General features: G+C 42.4%; 12 protein-coding genes and 1 other RNA gene. 4 read left to right on the forward strand and 9 right to left on the reverse strand.

Going from position 1 to position 13,004, the window contains the following annotated elements:
- Positions 1-302: 302 nt before the first annotated feature.
- On the forward strand, positions 303-2,714 hold the full coding sequence (locus AAA943_RS05030) for an alpha-ketoacid dehydrogenase subunit alpha/beta (RefSeq protein ID WP_338223139.1): 2,412 nt from the start codon (positions 303-305) through the stop codon (positions 2,712-2,714).
- A 38-nt stretch (positions 2,715-2,752) separates the two neighbouring features.
- Here the strand turns inward: AAA943_RS05030 and AAA943_RS05035 are convergent, their stop codons facing one another.
- Positions 2,753-3,427: a hypothetical protein gene (locus tag AAA943_RS05035; protein WP_338223140.1), complete on the reverse strand. Its 675-nt coding sequence runs from the start codon at positions 3,425-3,427 to the stop codon at positions 2,753-2,755.
- Positions 3,428-3,498: 71 nt separating this feature from the next.
- Here AAA943_RS05035 and AAA943_RS05040 point away from each other — a divergent pair, with 71 nt between their 5' ends.
- The gene (locus AAA943_RS05040; RefSeq protein WP_338223141.1) at positions 3,499-4,494 is read left to right on the forward strand and encodes a long-chain-fatty-acid--protein ligase; all 996 of its coding nucleotides are present in this window, start codon (positions 3,499-3,501) and stop codon (positions 4,492-4,494) included.
- Between the two features lie 300 nt (positions 4,495-4,794).
- On the opposite strand, the gene AAA943_RS05045 is transcribed toward AAA943_RS05040, so the two are convergent.
- Entirely contained in the window at positions 4,795-5,952 is a 1,158-nt protein-coding gene (locus tag AAA943_RS05045; protein ID WP_338223142.1) for a sigma-54-dependent transcriptional regulator, read from the reverse strand.
- Between the two features lie 15 nt (positions 5,953-5,967).
- Positions 5,968-6,404: RNase P RNA component class A (gene rnpB, locus AAA943_RS05050), an RNA gene on the reverse strand.
- 191 nt (positions 6,405-6,595) lie between these two features.
- Between rnpB and AAA943_RS05055 the strand changes: the two genes are divergently transcribed.
- The gene (locus AAA943_RS05055; RefSeq protein ID WP_338223143.1) at positions 6,596-7,060 is read left to right on the forward strand and encodes a PaaI family thioesterase; all 465 of its coding nucleotides are present in this window, start codon (positions 6,596-6,598) and stop codon (positions 7,058-7,060) included.
- A 47-nt stretch (positions 7,061-7,107) separates the two neighbouring features.
- Positions 7,108-7,674: a DUF3109 family protein gene (locus AAA943_RS05060; RefSeq protein ID WP_338223144.1), complete on the forward strand. Its 567-nt coding sequence runs from the start codon at positions 7,108-7,110 to the stop codon at positions 7,672-7,674.
- Between the two features lies 1 nt (position 7,675).
- On the opposite strand, the gene AAA943_RS05065 is transcribed toward AAA943_RS05060, so the two are convergent.
- The 6 genes from AAA943_RS05065 to argS all read right to left on the reverse strand — a co-directional run bounded on the left by AAA943_RS05065 (position 7,676) and on the right by argS (position 12,978).
- Positions 7,676-8,398, reverse strand: coding sequence for an SGNH/GDSL hydrolase family protein (locus tag AAA943_RS05065; protein WP_338223145.1), 723 nt, complete (start codon positions 8,396-8,398; stop codon positions 7,676-7,678).
- Positions 8,395-8,748 carry a translation initiation factor gene (locus AAA943_RS05070; RefSeq protein WP_338223146.1) on the reverse strand — a complete coding sequence of 118 codons (354 nt, stop codon included), beginning with the start codon at positions 8,746-8,748 and terminating at the stop codon, positions 8,395-8,397. Before AAA943_RS05070 ends, AAA943_RS05065 begins: the two co-directional genes overlap by 4 nt.
- Before the next feature lie 6 nt (positions 8,749-8,754).
- The gene (locus AAA943_RS05075) at positions 8,755-9,606 is read right to left on the reverse strand and encodes a universal stress protein (RefSeq protein ID WP_338223147.1); all 852 of its coding nucleotides are present in this window, start codon (positions 9,604-9,606) and stop codon (positions 8,755-8,757) included.
- 69 nt (positions 9,607-9,675) lie between these two features.
- Positions 9,676-10,584, reverse strand: coding sequence for a 1,4-dihydroxy-2-naphthoate polyprenyltransferase (locus AAA943_RS05080; RefSeq protein ID WP_338223148.1), 909 nt, complete (start codon positions 10,582-10,584; stop codon positions 9,676-9,678).
- Positions 10,585-10,600: 16 nt separating this feature from the next.
- On the reverse strand, positions 10,601-11,185 hold the full coding sequence (locus AAA943_RS05085; protein ID WP_338218892.1) for a glutathione peroxidase: 585 nt from the start codon (positions 11,183-11,185) through the stop codon (positions 10,601-10,603).
- A gap of 2 nt (positions 11,186-11,187) precedes the next feature.
- Positions 11,188-12,978, reverse strand: coding sequence for an arginine--tRNA ligase (gene argS / locus AAA943_RS05090; protein ID WP_338223149.1), 1,791 nt, complete (start codon positions 12,976-12,978; stop codon positions 11,188-11,190).
- Between the last annotated feature and the right edge of the window lie 26 nt (positions 12,979-13,004).

Below are 13,004 nucleotides of genomic sequence, written 5' to 3' on the forward strand. Positions count from 1 at the left end.
TATTTTATTTTTATGGAGATTGTTGCAGAAAATTCCAAAATAATAGTTTTTAGAATTAAAAATTTTGAAAATTTTTTTTGGTTAAAAATTTATTGGCCTTTGGATAATTTTTTTGAATAAGAAATAAAAATTACATTTAATTTATTTTTTCGGAATAATATATGGTTAATTTGATAAAATTTAAATCAATTCGAAATAATTATTGGTCAATCAGTTTAGGGTAAATTTGTAAGTCAACGCTTTTTGGTTATTTTTGAAGTAAACCCAAAAAGTGACCCAAAATAACTTTAGATTAAAAATCAATGACATTGAAAGCGCAGGAAAAAGAAAATACATTGGCCCTTGTGAGCAAAGAGGAGATACTCAAGGACTTTCGTGTGGCTGTAGAAAGCCGCCACGCTTCTCTTATGGGAAGGAAAGAAGTCTTTATGGGTAAGGCGAAATTCGGAATTTTTGGAGACGGGAAGGAATTGGCTCAGATTGCTATGGCCAAAGCTTTCCGCAAAGGAGATTTTCGTTCAGGCTATTATCGGGATCAGACCTTCATGATGGCTTTGGGTGAGTTGAGCGTACAGCAGTATTTTGCGCAGCTCTATGCCCATACCAATGTAGAAGCTGAACCAGCCAGTGCAGGAAGATTGATGAATGGGCATTTTGCCACCCGCTCGCTTAATGAAGATGGAACGTGGAAAAATCTCACCGAGATGTACAATTCAGCTGCGGATATTTCTCCAACAGCAGCCCAGATGCCCAAGCTTTTGGGCCTTGCGTACGCTTCCAAACTTTTTAGAGAAAACAAGGGACTTCAAGAATTGACTCAGTTTTCCAATAATGGAAATGAAGTTGCTTGGGGGACCATTGGAAATGCCTCTACCTCTGAGGGGATGTTTTTTGAAAGCATCAATGCAGCAGGAGTTCTTCAAGTACCCATGGTCATTTCTATTTGGGATGATGGGTACGGCATTTCAGTACCCAAAGAATACCACACTACTAAAGGAAGTATTTCTGAAGTGTTGATGGGTTTCCAGCGAACCGAAACAGAAAAGGGTTTTGAAATCATCAAAGTAAAAGGTTGGGACTACGAAGCCTTGGTACAGGCATTTGACTATGCCGGAGAACTAGCCAGAAATGAGCACGTTCCTGTATTGATTCATGTCGAAGAAATGACCCAACCTCAAGGACATTCCACTTCGGGCTCACATGAGCGCTATAAGTCTGCAGAAAGGTTGAAATGGGAAAAAGACTGGGATTGCATCAAGAAATTCCGGGAATACATCATTTCTACTGGTTTGGCAAGTGAAGAAGATTTGGATAAAATCGATGCCGAGGCGAAAGCAGAGGTTAAAAAGCAAAAAGAAGCAGCTTGGGCTGATTTCTCAGGTGAAATCAAAAGAGAATTGCAGGAGGCGGTAAGTCTTATCCGCAATGCTGCAGAAGGAAGTTTTCAAAAAGCCAATTTGCTCCAATTGGCAGATGACCTTGCCAAAGGCATCAATCCTATCCGAAAAGATGTGATCAGTACGGTCAGAAAATCTCTTTTTCTGCTCAGAAGTGATTCTTCAGCTGAGAAAGGGGCATTGAAGGATTGGTACGAAAATCAAAAAGATCTCAATCACGACCGTTATAGCAGCCACCTTTACAGCGAGTCTGATTTTTCGGCAACAAAGGTGGCGCACAAACCTGCCAAAATAGATGACTCATCTCCATTGGTAGATGGAAGAGAAATACTTCAAGCCTTCTTTGACCATACTTTGAGTAATGATCCGCGGTTCTTTGCTTTTGGAGAAGACGTAGGTAAAATAGGAGACGTAAACCAGGCATTCGCCGGACTTCAGGCCAAGCATGGGGAATGGAGAGTTACAGATACGAGTATTAGGGAATGCACCATTGTGGGGCAGGGCATTGGTACTGCCTTGAGAGGACTGCGTCCGATAGCCGAAATCCAATATTTGGATTACTTGCTGTATGGTCTTCAGATGCTTTCTGATGACTTGGCTTCACTCCAATATCGAACCAAAGGTGGGCAGAAAGCACCCTTGATTGTCCGTACTCGAGGGCATCGTTTGGAAGGTGTATGGCATGCAGGCTCTCCCATGGGAATGATTCTATCTACTCTCCGTGGAATGCATGTCTGCGTACCGAGAGATATGACCCAAGCTGCTGGTATGTACAAAACCCTCTTGGAATCCGACGAACCGGCGATTGTGGTCGAATGCTTGAACGGCTACCGTCTCAAAGAAAGGTTACCTCATAATGTGGGTGAATATACTGTGCCTTTGGGCCAGCCAGAAGTTTTGAAAGAAGGTTCGGATGTCACTTTGGTGACTTACGGAAGCATGTGTCGAATCGTACTTGAGGCCGCTCATGAATTGGAGGAAATGGGTATTTCTGCTGAAATAATCGATGTGCAAACCTTATTGCCGTTCGATTTAACCGGTACAATTGGTGAATCAATCCGCAAAACAAACCGAGTGATCTTTGCAGATGAAGATGTTCCGGGTGGAGCCAGTGCTTTTATGCTTCAGCAGGTGATGGACCATCAGGATGTATTCAGATTTCTGGATTCAGAACCTCAGACACTCCCTGCCAAGGCCCATCGTCCGGCCTATTCTTCAGACGGGGATTACTTTTCCAAGCCAAGTGCTGACGATGTGGTTGAAAAAGTCTATCAATTGATGCACGAAGTAGACCCCAATCGCTTCCCGGCTATCTAAGCTTCACAAAAAAGGCAGGATTTTAATCCTGCCTTTTTTTAGTTTCTGGTGATTTGCCTCAAGGTGACTTCCGGACTGGATACCTGATTGCTTCGATTTAGGGCTCTATCTTGGATTTCCACATCAATCCTAAGGGTATCATTTCTGAAAATTGACTCCCAACCTGAAGAAAGCATTCTGTATCGGATTCTTCCCTCTACAGGTTGACCTTCATCAGATGTCAATACTCTTGGGAATCGGCCATTAAACGTGGTAAAGAATGGGGGATCTTGCCATCTGAATTCGGTAAACTGCCCATTTCTTTTGATATAAAACCGGACGAAGATATTGTATTGATTTTCGTTTTGCTCCACCCAGACCGTATCTCTGACGGTGGTATTGTTAATGATAGGGTTAATTACCCAATCGATAGGGTTATAAGTAGGAGCTTCAGGAGGTCTTCTGGAATAGACAATCAGATTGCCCGCAGCATCTCTTTTGTAGATCAGGGGATTATAAGGAGGATTAATCTCGGTAGGAGAAAGACCTAGATCTCCTTCTGCATCTCTGAAGTCAACTCCGATAATCAGGGAATCTTGAGCCGGAGTCTGTACGTATTCAATCTCAGCAAAGGTGATTTCAGGTACACTTGGGAAATTCTCAGGAGGACTGATACAGGATGTCCAGCCTAAGATTAGGACAAAGAATAATCCTGAATAGTTTTTTATACGCATGAGCTGAGGGTAAATTTGCTTTGGAAAATTAAGGTAAGATTTTTCTTCGGGAAAGAACAAACTATAAAACGATGCAGGATTTTAAAAGTTTTTCAGAGCGGGTTACAAATCTGACACCCCGAGACTTTGAAAATCTGGCTCTGGAACTTTTTCATTTTCAATATGAAAATAATCCAGTCTATCGGCAATACGTAATTGCCAGAAAGATCGATACACCCTCAATCGATCGGCTGGATAAAATTCCTTTCCTCCCGATTCGGTTTTTTAAAGATCAGGAAGTGATTTCCGGGCCTGCCTCTCTTTTTTCTGGGACTTATTCCAGTAGTGGAACCACAGGTATGATCACCAGCAAGCACCATATTTGGTCCGAGTCCTGGTACCTCAATCACGCGCAAAAGACTTTTGAATCGTTTTATGGTCCATTGACGGATTTTCATGTCTTGGCCTTGTTGCCGGCTTATTTGGAGCGTCCGGGAAGTAGCTTGGTGTCCATGGCTAGACATTTCATCGAGAAAAGTCAATCTCCCCATTCAGGATTTTACCTTTATAATCAGTCAGAACTCCTCGAAAAGCTTAAATTCCTGGCAAATGGCTCAAAGAAGATTCTTTTGTTGGGAGTCACCTTTGCGCTTTTGGACTTGGCAGAATTAGGAGAAAGATTTTCAAAAAATGATAATCTGATCGTAATGGAGACCGGAGGGATGAAGGGAAGGAGGAAAGAAATGATTCGGGAAGAAGTGCATGATCGACTGACTGCATTTTTTCAGGTGAAATCTATCCATTCCGAGTACGGAATGACCGAATTGATGTCTCAAGCCTATTCAAAAGGAGAGGGGAAATATATGCTTCCGGTCTCTATGCGCGTTATGCTAAGGGATGTCAATGATCCTTTGGCTTGGTCACAGCGCTCACAGGGTGGAATCAATGTCATCGATTTGGCCAATTTTCATTCCTGCTCGTTTATAGAAACTCAGGATTTGGGAAGAATCGACAGTAGTGGGATGTTGGAGGTATTGGGAAGATTTGATCACTCAGAAATAAGAGGCTGCAACTTGTTGGTGCAGTAATTGCTAACTTAAAATTAATTGGACATATTTATCCGAGTAAAAAATATTCTATTCGTTGCTCAAGGTCTAGACGTCATCTGCCGGTTTCGATCGAGTCACTAGTCCAGAGGCAGAATATCTTCCGAAAGGGTCGGAGAAACTATTAAAAATCTAACTTTAAACACATGAAACGAATCGCTTCCATTGCACTTTTGATCGGGATCCTTGCCTTGGGTGCTTGCGCCTCCAGTAAGCCTTGCCCTGCTTACGCCAAGGCTCCGGCCACTGAAAAATCTAATAGCTAAAAAAAATATGCTGATCTTAATAGTCAGCATATTTTTTTACATCCTCCAGGCTGATTACTGATTCTCCCAGAATCACCAGCCTCTCTACTACATTTCTTAATTCTCTTATATTTCCTGTCCAGGGAAATTCTTGAAGTTTAGAGATAGCCTCTTTGGATATTCCCTTTTTTGCATCTCCATTTTCCTGAGCTATGTCATTAAGGAATTTATCCACTAATAGAGGAATATCTTCCTTTCTGTCTTTTAGAGCAGGAACCTGTACAAGGATCACACTTAATCGGTGATATAAATCCTCTCTAAATCTTCCTTCCTCGATTTCTTTTTTCAGGTCCTTATTCGTTGCAGCAAGTACACGTACATCCACTTTGATATCCTTGTCACTTCCTACACGGTTGATCAGATTTTCCTGAAGGGCTCTCAGTACTTTGGATTGAGCCGAAAGAGACATGTCTCCGATTTCATCCAAGAACAAAGTTCCTTCTTGGGCCTGTTCAAATTTTCCCGCTCGCTGTTTATGTGCGGATGTAAAGGCTCCCTTTTCATGTCCAAAAAGTTCTGATTCGATCAGTTCGGATGGAATGGCCGCACAGTTGACTGCGACAAAGGGACCGGCGTTTCTGTTGCTTTTCTGATGAATCCAATGGGCGACGAGTTCCTTTCCGGTTCCGTTTGGCCCCGTGATGAGTACCCGAGCTTCCGTAGGTGCTACTTTTTCAATGGTCTCTTTCACTCTCATGATTCCAGCAGATTCCCCCACCATGTCAAATTTTTTGGAAAGCTTCTTCTTGAGCACTTTTGTCTCAGTGACCAAGTTTTTCTTGTCCAATGCATTTCTGACGGTGAGCAAAAGGCGGTTTAGATCTGGTGGCTTTGGGATAAAGTCAAAGGCACCTTTTTTGGTGGCTTCTACGGCCGTCTCAATGCTTCCATGTGCAGAAATCATGATGAATTGAGGAGATTTTTCCAGTGCTTTGGCCTGCTCCAGAACTTCAATTCCATCCATTTTTGGCATTTTCACATCGCAAAGGACCAAATCAAATTCCTCGTCTTTTATCTTCTGAAGACCATCTTCCCCATCTTGGGCTTCGGTGACTTCAAATTTTTCGTATTCAAGAATTTCCCTTAAAGAAGAGCGAATGAAACGCTCATCGTCAATAATCAGAATTTTTGGCATAGCGTAAAGTAAAGAAAAAAGTGCAAGTCTGTAAGCCGGGTTCTGTGTCCTTTTTCGATAAATCGATAAAAGGTGCCTGTCATTTATCTAGCCCTGACTTCACAGTCAGGATCCATCGATCTACCCACCCCGGAATCCTCCCGAAAGCTATCGGAAGAAATCGAACGAGCAGCTCTTTGCCCGAGGCCTATTTGATCTTTCAACCCATAAGGTTTGCCGTGCCCCCTTCATCACTGTCGGGGCGGTGGGCTCTTACTCCACCTTTTCACCCTTCCCATTTGACATGCTCAGGGTATGCCCTGTGCCAAATGGAGGTTTGTTTTCTGTGGCACTTTCTGTCTGCTGACCCTTAGAGATCAGCATCCTTCCCGTTAGGAAGTATGGCGCTCTATGTTGCCCGGACTTTCCTCTTTCCCGGTTTGACCCGAGACAGCGACAAGCCGACTTGCACGCTGCAAAGTACGGGATTTTTTCCCGGAGTGTTGGAAACAGCAACTCTATAAAAAAATCAGGATTTTTTTGATCCTCCAAAAACAATTCAAATCCTTCTCTGTTTATATTATCAAAGGCTAAAAATAGCTTTTCTTCATAGTGCTGGGTTGAGCCGCTCCGAAAGGGGCGGTTCTTTTTTTTAAATTAACTTATGGAAAAAAGCCAAGTCAATAAATTCAGGAGATTGATCCGAATGATCAATTGGTATCCTCCGTATTTGTTTTCAGGAATCAAGATTGTGGACCATGCCCAGGATTTTTCGTGGTTTAAAAGCCGTTTGGTCCTAAAGTGGTACAACAAAAACTTGGTCGGCACGGCTTTCGGAGGCTCTTTGTATTCCATGTGTGATCCTTTTTTCATGTTTATCCTTTTGATTCATTTGGGAGAGGATTACATTGTTTGGGATAAATACGCGCATATCGATTTTGTGAAGCCGGGTAAAGGTCCCGTTTTTGCGGAGTTTAGGCTGAGCCCGGAAGAAATCCTGCGTGTGAAAAACTTGGTGGACAAAGAAGGAAAAGCAATAGTGGAATATCCCTGTGAAGTGAAGTCAGAAGATGGAACCTTGATAGCTAAGCTGAGAAAAGGGCTCTATGTGAGGAAGAAGAATCGATAAAACAATACAGGGGATATTCCTTAACTTCGGGAAAAAATAGTACAAATATGATTTTGGTCGGAAATGCGGTTCTTTCGCAGGATATCAAAGAAAATTTTTTTGTTTGTGACCTCTTGGCTTGTAAAGGGGCATGCTGTGTAGAAGGGGATGCTGGAGCTCCTCTGGAGGATGAAGAAACGAAAATCCTTGAGGAAATCTACCCTCATGTCAAACCCTATCTTTCTGAAGAAGGGAGAAAAGCCATCGAAGCCCAAGGAACTTGGGTGATAGACAAAGACGGTGATAAAGGAACCCCTACCATTGGAGATAATCGAGAGTGTGCCTATGCCATCTATGACCAAAAAGGAATTTTGAAATGCGGAATAGAACAGGCCTATTTAGATGGGAAAGTGAGTTTCAAAAAACCCATATCCTGCCATCTTTACCCCATTCGAATTACCAAATACGATCAGTTTGATGCAGTGAATTATGATCGATGGGAAATATGCGATCCGGCGTGTAATTTGGGACAAAGCCTTCAAGTGCCTCTTTATCGTTTTCTCAAAGATGCACTGATCAGAAAGTATGGAGAAGCCTGGTACGAGCAGCTCTTGGAAGAAATAGAAAATCAATGAGTTAATTTTCCAGCCACCCGGATTTTTTCAAACCTTGGATAGTAAACTCTGCGATTTTTTGATAGCCCAAATCCGAAGGGTGAATTTGGTCCTGAGAAAAAAAGTCCGGACTCAAATCCAGAGAAATCGGCTCAAAATAAATGTCTTTATCTCTTTGAGCAATTGACTTCATTTCCTTTTGAAGATAAGCTCTTTGGATTTCCAATTGCCTTTGCATTCGGCTCGAAAAGGCAGGAAACAAATGGACGGGAGGAATGTCTGCCAGGTAAATCCATGCGGGGCTTAGCTTTTTCTTGAAAAGGTAAATTAATTCAGACAATTGTCTGTGGTAATCCTTTGGCGAGGTCAATTTAAAGCAATCATTCGCTCCCAAAAACAAGGTGATCCCATTTTGAGTCGGTGATGGATTCCAGAAATTTTGATGAAAAAAATCTTTAGCTTCCTGGACCCGAAGTCCGTTTTTGCCCAAACAATAGACTGAAAACTCGTCTCCAAGCTTTTTTTTGAAATGACCTGCAAGTGTGGTTTCAACCTGAGAAGCTCCGACTCCTGCTGCCGTAGATTCTCCAAAGACCATTAATCTTTTTTCTCCTCCATCTAAAATCAACTTTTCTGAAAGAGGAGGGAGGTTAGGTTTTGATCCCCGGATTTGTTTTGCCTCAGCGATTAAAAAAGGCAGGCGAGGAAATAATTTTGCCTGGAATAGCCAATAGGGCACATTCATCCTCCGGCTTTTTTCGCTCCATAGCCAGCTTGGGTCAAGACTTGAAGGACCTTATCCCGATGATCTCCTTGAATCAGGATTTCTCCATCCTTTGCAGTACCGCCCACACCGCATTTGCTTTTGAGCAATTTCCCCAACTCTTTGAGGTCTTCTTCTGTACCGACAAAGCCGTCAATAAGCGTAACTTGTTTTCCAGCCCGGGCTTTTTTGTCCAAAAGTACTTTTAATCTTTGTTGGGACGGGGGAAGGGTTTCTACCGAGTCTTCCCCCTCATATTGGTAGCTAAAATCTGAACTGGTGGAATACACCACTCCATCTCTTTTTTTCCAATCGTTGTCTTTTCTTCCCATTTTCAGTTATCTCTTGAATGTCCAGACGGGTCTTTTGGAATGATTGACGACATCCTCAGCAATACTTCCTGTGATCAAATGGAGAAACCCTGTACGTCCATGGGTAGTCATCGCAATCATATCCGCATCTATATCATCAGCAAATTCAAGGATACCTGTTTCTTCTGAAAGGGAATTATAAATTTCTGCTTTGATATTCTCCAGTTTGTGTTTTTGGACGTAGGTCTTGATTCTGGCAAATGACTCACGAGTCGTTTCGAAGTTTCCTGGGGTATTGACCAATACAAAATAAAATTGGGCGTCAAACAAGGTCTGCATTCTTCGGATTCGAGAAGCCACCTCATCATCGGCATCTCTGAAGTCTGAAGCAAAAACGACTTTTCTCATTTTACTCACATGGGTGGAAGATTTCACAGTCACCACCGGACAAGGGGCTGTTCTCACCACTTTTTCAGTATTACTTCCAATCAGTACCTCCTCCAAGCCACTTGATCCCTTCGAACCCATAATTACCAAATCTGGATTCTTTTCTTGGATTACATCCACAATGTTTCTGTATACATTTCCGATCACTAAGTTGGTTTTCAGATTTATTGAAGAATCCTTGTGCTTTTCTTCAATTTCCTTGAATTGCTTTTTTCTTGTCTCAATCAGTTCCATGAAAAAGACTTGATTCTCAAAATCTGGAATTGCATCCAGTCCGCCACCCATAGTACCCATTCCGGTCGCTATAGGGGTTTCGACTACGTGCAAAAGATTTATTTCTAGTTGATTGTAGTTTTCAGCAAGACTGATAGCAAACTCAAAGGCGTAGTTTGAGGTTTCTGAAAAATCGAAGGGGACGAGGACTTTGATCATGGTTATAGTGATTTATTTCCTCCAAATTAGCCAAATTGAGAAAGGGAAAAAGGATTTTTGTCAGCTTTTTCAAAAAAGTAAACCTACTCCAAAAAGAATCACAGAGAGTAATGTGCTCAAGGCCATTTTTTTTAGATAGGGATCTATTTCAGCTGAGGATTTGGCGTTTTGTACTCCAAGGCCTACTCGAACAGCCAAAGGAGAGGATAATAAAACCAAGAGGGAAAAGGCCTGCTGACTGAGTACAGCAAAGCCAATCATCATTAAATACCCTCCCCCGATAAGTCCCCAGTTGTATCGAATGGCCGCTTGCTTGCCAATTCGAACCGGGATTGACTTCTTTCTGGCTTTTTGGTCAGATTCGATATCCCGAATATTATTGATGTTCAGTACTGCTGTGCTGAAACAGCCCAAAGCCCCGGCAACTAGAAGAATCAGCGGATCAAAACTTTGGGTATGAAGAAAATAGGTGCCCAACACGCCCAAGAGTCCAAAAAACAGAAAAACAGAAAGGTCTCCCAGGCCTGCGTATCCATAGGGATTATTTCCTGAGGTATAGCTGATGGCCGCCCAAATAGCAAGTAAACCTAAGACTAAGAAAATCAGAAAAACCAACCAGCTTTGGAAAGCGAAGAGAATAAGTAAGATACCCGAAACGAGGGAAAGAATCCCAAAAACGTACATCGCTGATTTCATTTCCTGAAGTGAGATCAGGCCAGATTGGACAGCACGGACTGGACCTTGCCTCTCTTGAGAATCCGCCCCATGGATAGTATCTCCGTAATCATTGGAAAGATTGGAAAGAATCTGAAGAAAAATTGTGGTCAAGGAGGCTAACAATAGGATTTCCCATCTAAAGGCGTCTTTCCAAAAAGCAAGAAAGGAGCCTGCAAAAATACTTGCAAGTGCCAAGGGTAAAGTGCGAAGCCTGACTGCATGCAGCCAGGCCTCTTTTTTGGTTTGTATTTCTTTTTTCAAAACAGAATTAGCTAAATCAAACTCCGATTAGCTCAAGAATCTGCTCGTCAAGTGGAGTAACAGAGGAAGGGAAAAACTTCACCAATTCCCCATTTTCATTGACAAAATACTTGCAGAAATTCCAAGAAGGTTCCTGATTGTTCCATCCGTTTTGAGATGCGTCAGATAGCCATCTGTATAGTGGGTGTTTGTCAAATCCCTTAACGGAGATTTTCTCAAACATTGGGAAAGTCACTCCAAATTCAGTGTCGCAAAACTCCTTGATCTCTTCATTTGAGCCGGGCTCTTGACCTCCAAAGTTGTTTGCAGGGAAGCCTAAAACCAGGATTTTATCTCCATGGGTAGCGTAAAGCTCCTGAAGCTGAGCATACTGCTTGGTGTAACCGCATTTGGAAGCCACATTTACCAAAAGGAGTTTCTTCCCTTTGAATTGGGAAAAGTCTACCTCTTTGCCGTTGATGTCTTTCATTTTGAAATCATAGAACGAACTTTCCATAGTTTGGTCGTAGTTGGGGTGAAATGCGTTGGAATCATCAGGTCTTTGTGCGGTCTGTCCGCAGGCAAAGAATAAAGCCGTAAGGATTAAAAGCGTTGTCTTCATATTTACATTCTTTCGGGTACTTGAATACCAAGCAAACTCATTCCTCTTTTTATTGTTTTTGCAGTCAATGCCGAAAGTGCCACTCGAAAATCGACCAGAGTGGTTTCTTTTTCGTGGAAAATAGGCAGATCTGCATAAAAACGGTTGTATTCTTTTGCCAGATCAAAAAGATACTGGGCAATTACAGCTGGAGAATAATCGTCAGCAGCCAATTGGATCTTTCGGTCAAATTCACTCAACAGCTGAATCAAAGCTACTTCAGATTCTGCCAAGTCTTTAATGTCGGAGAAGTCCGCTTTTCCATAATTCACTCCTATTTGGTCAGCCTTTCTAAGAATGGCAGCAATCCGCGCGTGGGAGTATTGTACAAAAGGACCGGTATATCCCTGAAATTCGATGGACTCCTGAGGATTAAACAGCATTCGCTTTTTAGGATCGACTTTCAAGAGAAAATATTTCAACGCTCCTAATCCCAAAATCTCGTAGAGCTCTTTGGCTTGTTCCTCATTGAAGCCCTCGATCTTTCCTAGCTCCTTGGTATGATGTTCGGCTGTTTCGATCATTTCATTGATCAAATCGTCTGCATCTACTACTGTGCCTTCGCGGGATTTCATTTTGCCAGTAGGCAAGTCCACCATTCCATAAGACAGGTGGTACAATCCCGGCCCATAAGATCGGCCCAGCTTCCGCATGATCTTAAACAGGACATCAAAGTGGTAATCCTGCTCATTACCAACTACATATACTGATTTGTCTATCTGAAAATCTTTGTACTTCAAATCAGCAGTCCCCATGTCCTGAGTGATGTAGACTGAAGTGCCATCTCCTCTTAGGACAAGCTTTTCATCAAGCCCCTCATCAGTTAAATCCACCCAAACCGAACCATTTTCTTTTTTGAAGAAAACGCCCTTGGCCAAGCCTTCTTCAACGATGTCTTTGCCTAAAAGATAAGTGTCGGACTCATAGTAAAACTTGTCAAAATCGACTCCCATTTTTTTGTAGGTGGCATCGAATCCGGCATAAACCCAGGAATTCATCTTTTTCCAAAGATCGACTACTTCCTGATCTCCCATTTCCCATTTGCGGAGCATGTCCTGAGCCTGAAGAAGTATAGGAGCAGTTTTTTTTGCTTCTTCTTCTGAATTTCCCTTTTCTACCAGTTCCTTGATTTGCTTTTTGTATTCCTGATCAAAAAGCACATAGTATTTTCCGGCCAAGTGATCTCCTTTCAAGCCTGAAGACTCGGGAGTTTCTCCATTTCCAAAGTGCTGATAGGCCACCATGGACTTACAGATGTGGATTCCCCTGTCATTTACCAGATTGGCTTTGATTACTTCATACCCGTTGGCTTTGAGGATTTCGGCTACCGCAAAACCAAGGAAGTTGTTTCTCAAGTGTCCCAAGTGCAGAGGCTTGTTGGTATTGGGAGAGGAATACTCCACCATGACTTTTTGCCCTTTGGAAGGGAATTGACCCAATTTGGGGTTGGAATGTAACTTTTGAAATAGATCTATCCAGGTAGATTCATTCAAAACCAAATTCAAAAATCCCTTGACCACATTGTAATCATTGACTTCGTCCAAATTGGCCTTGAGGTATTCTCCGATTGCTTTAGCGGTATTTTCGGGGGTAGTTTGGGAGATTTTTAAAAAAGGAAAAACCACGAAGGTAAAGCTGCCTTCAAATTCTTTTTTGGTAGGAGAGAGGCTGATCTGCTCCAAAGGAAGATCATGATTGTAAATATTCTGAAAGGCGAGCTGAATGCCTTGGATGATTGATTTTTGAAAGTTCATGATTTAAACCACAAAGGCCACTAAGG

It is taken from the genome of Algoriphagus confluentis (assembly GCF_036245625.1).
Classification (GTDB): Bacteria; Bacteroidota; Bacteroidia; order Cytophagales; family Cyclobacteriaceae; genus Algoriphagus; species Algoriphagus confluentis.

What these genes read in the sequence shown, in the direction of transcription:
- AAA943_RS05030 (WP_338223139.1), top strand. Translation starts at nt 303, where the DNA reads ATGACATTGAAAGCGCAGGAAAAAGAAAATACATTGGCCCTTGTGAGC.
- AAA943_RS05035 (WP_338223140.1), bottom strand. Translation starts at nt 3,427, where the DNA reads ATGCGTATAAAAAACTATTCAGGATTATTCTTTGTCCTAATCTTAGGC.
- AAA943_RS05040 (WP_338223141.1), top strand. Translation starts at nt 3,499, where the DNA reads ATGCAGGATTTTAAAAGTTTTTCAGAGCGGGTTACAAATCTGACACCC.
- AAA943_RS05045 (WP_338223142.1), bottom strand. Translation starts at nt 5,952, where the DNA reads ATGCCAAAAATTCTGATTATTGACGATGAGCGTTTCATTCGCTCTTCT.
- AAA943_RS05055 (WP_338223143.1), top strand. Translation starts at nt 6,596, where the DNA reads ATGGAAAAAAGCCAAGTCAATAAATTCAGGAGATTGATCCGAATGATC.
- AAA943_RS05060 (WP_338223144.1), top strand. Translation starts at nt 7,108, where the DNA reads ATGATTTTGGTCGGAAATGCGGTTCTTTCGCAGGATATCAAAGAAAAT.
- AAA943_RS05065 (WP_338223145.1), bottom strand. Translation starts at nt 8,398, where the DNA reads ATGAATGTGCCCTATTGGCTATTCCAGGCAAAATTATTTCCTCGCCTG.
- AAA943_RS05070 (WP_338223146.1), bottom strand. Translation starts at nt 8,748, where the DNA reads ATGGGAAGAAAAGACAACGATTGGAAAAAAAGAGATGGAGTGGTGTAT.
- AAA943_RS05075 (WP_338223147.1), bottom strand. Translation starts at nt 9,606, where the DNA reads ATGATCAAAGTCCTCGTCCCCTTCGATTTTTCAGAAACCTCAAACTAC.
- AAA943_RS05085 (WP_338218892.1), bottom strand. Translation starts at nt 11,185, where the DNA reads ATGAAGACAACGCTTTTAATCCTTACGGCTTTATTCTTTGCCTGCGGA.
- argS (WP_338223149.1), bottom strand. Translation starts at nt 12,978, where the DNA reads ATGAACTTTCAAAAATCAATCATCCAAGGCATTCAGCTCGCCTTTCAG.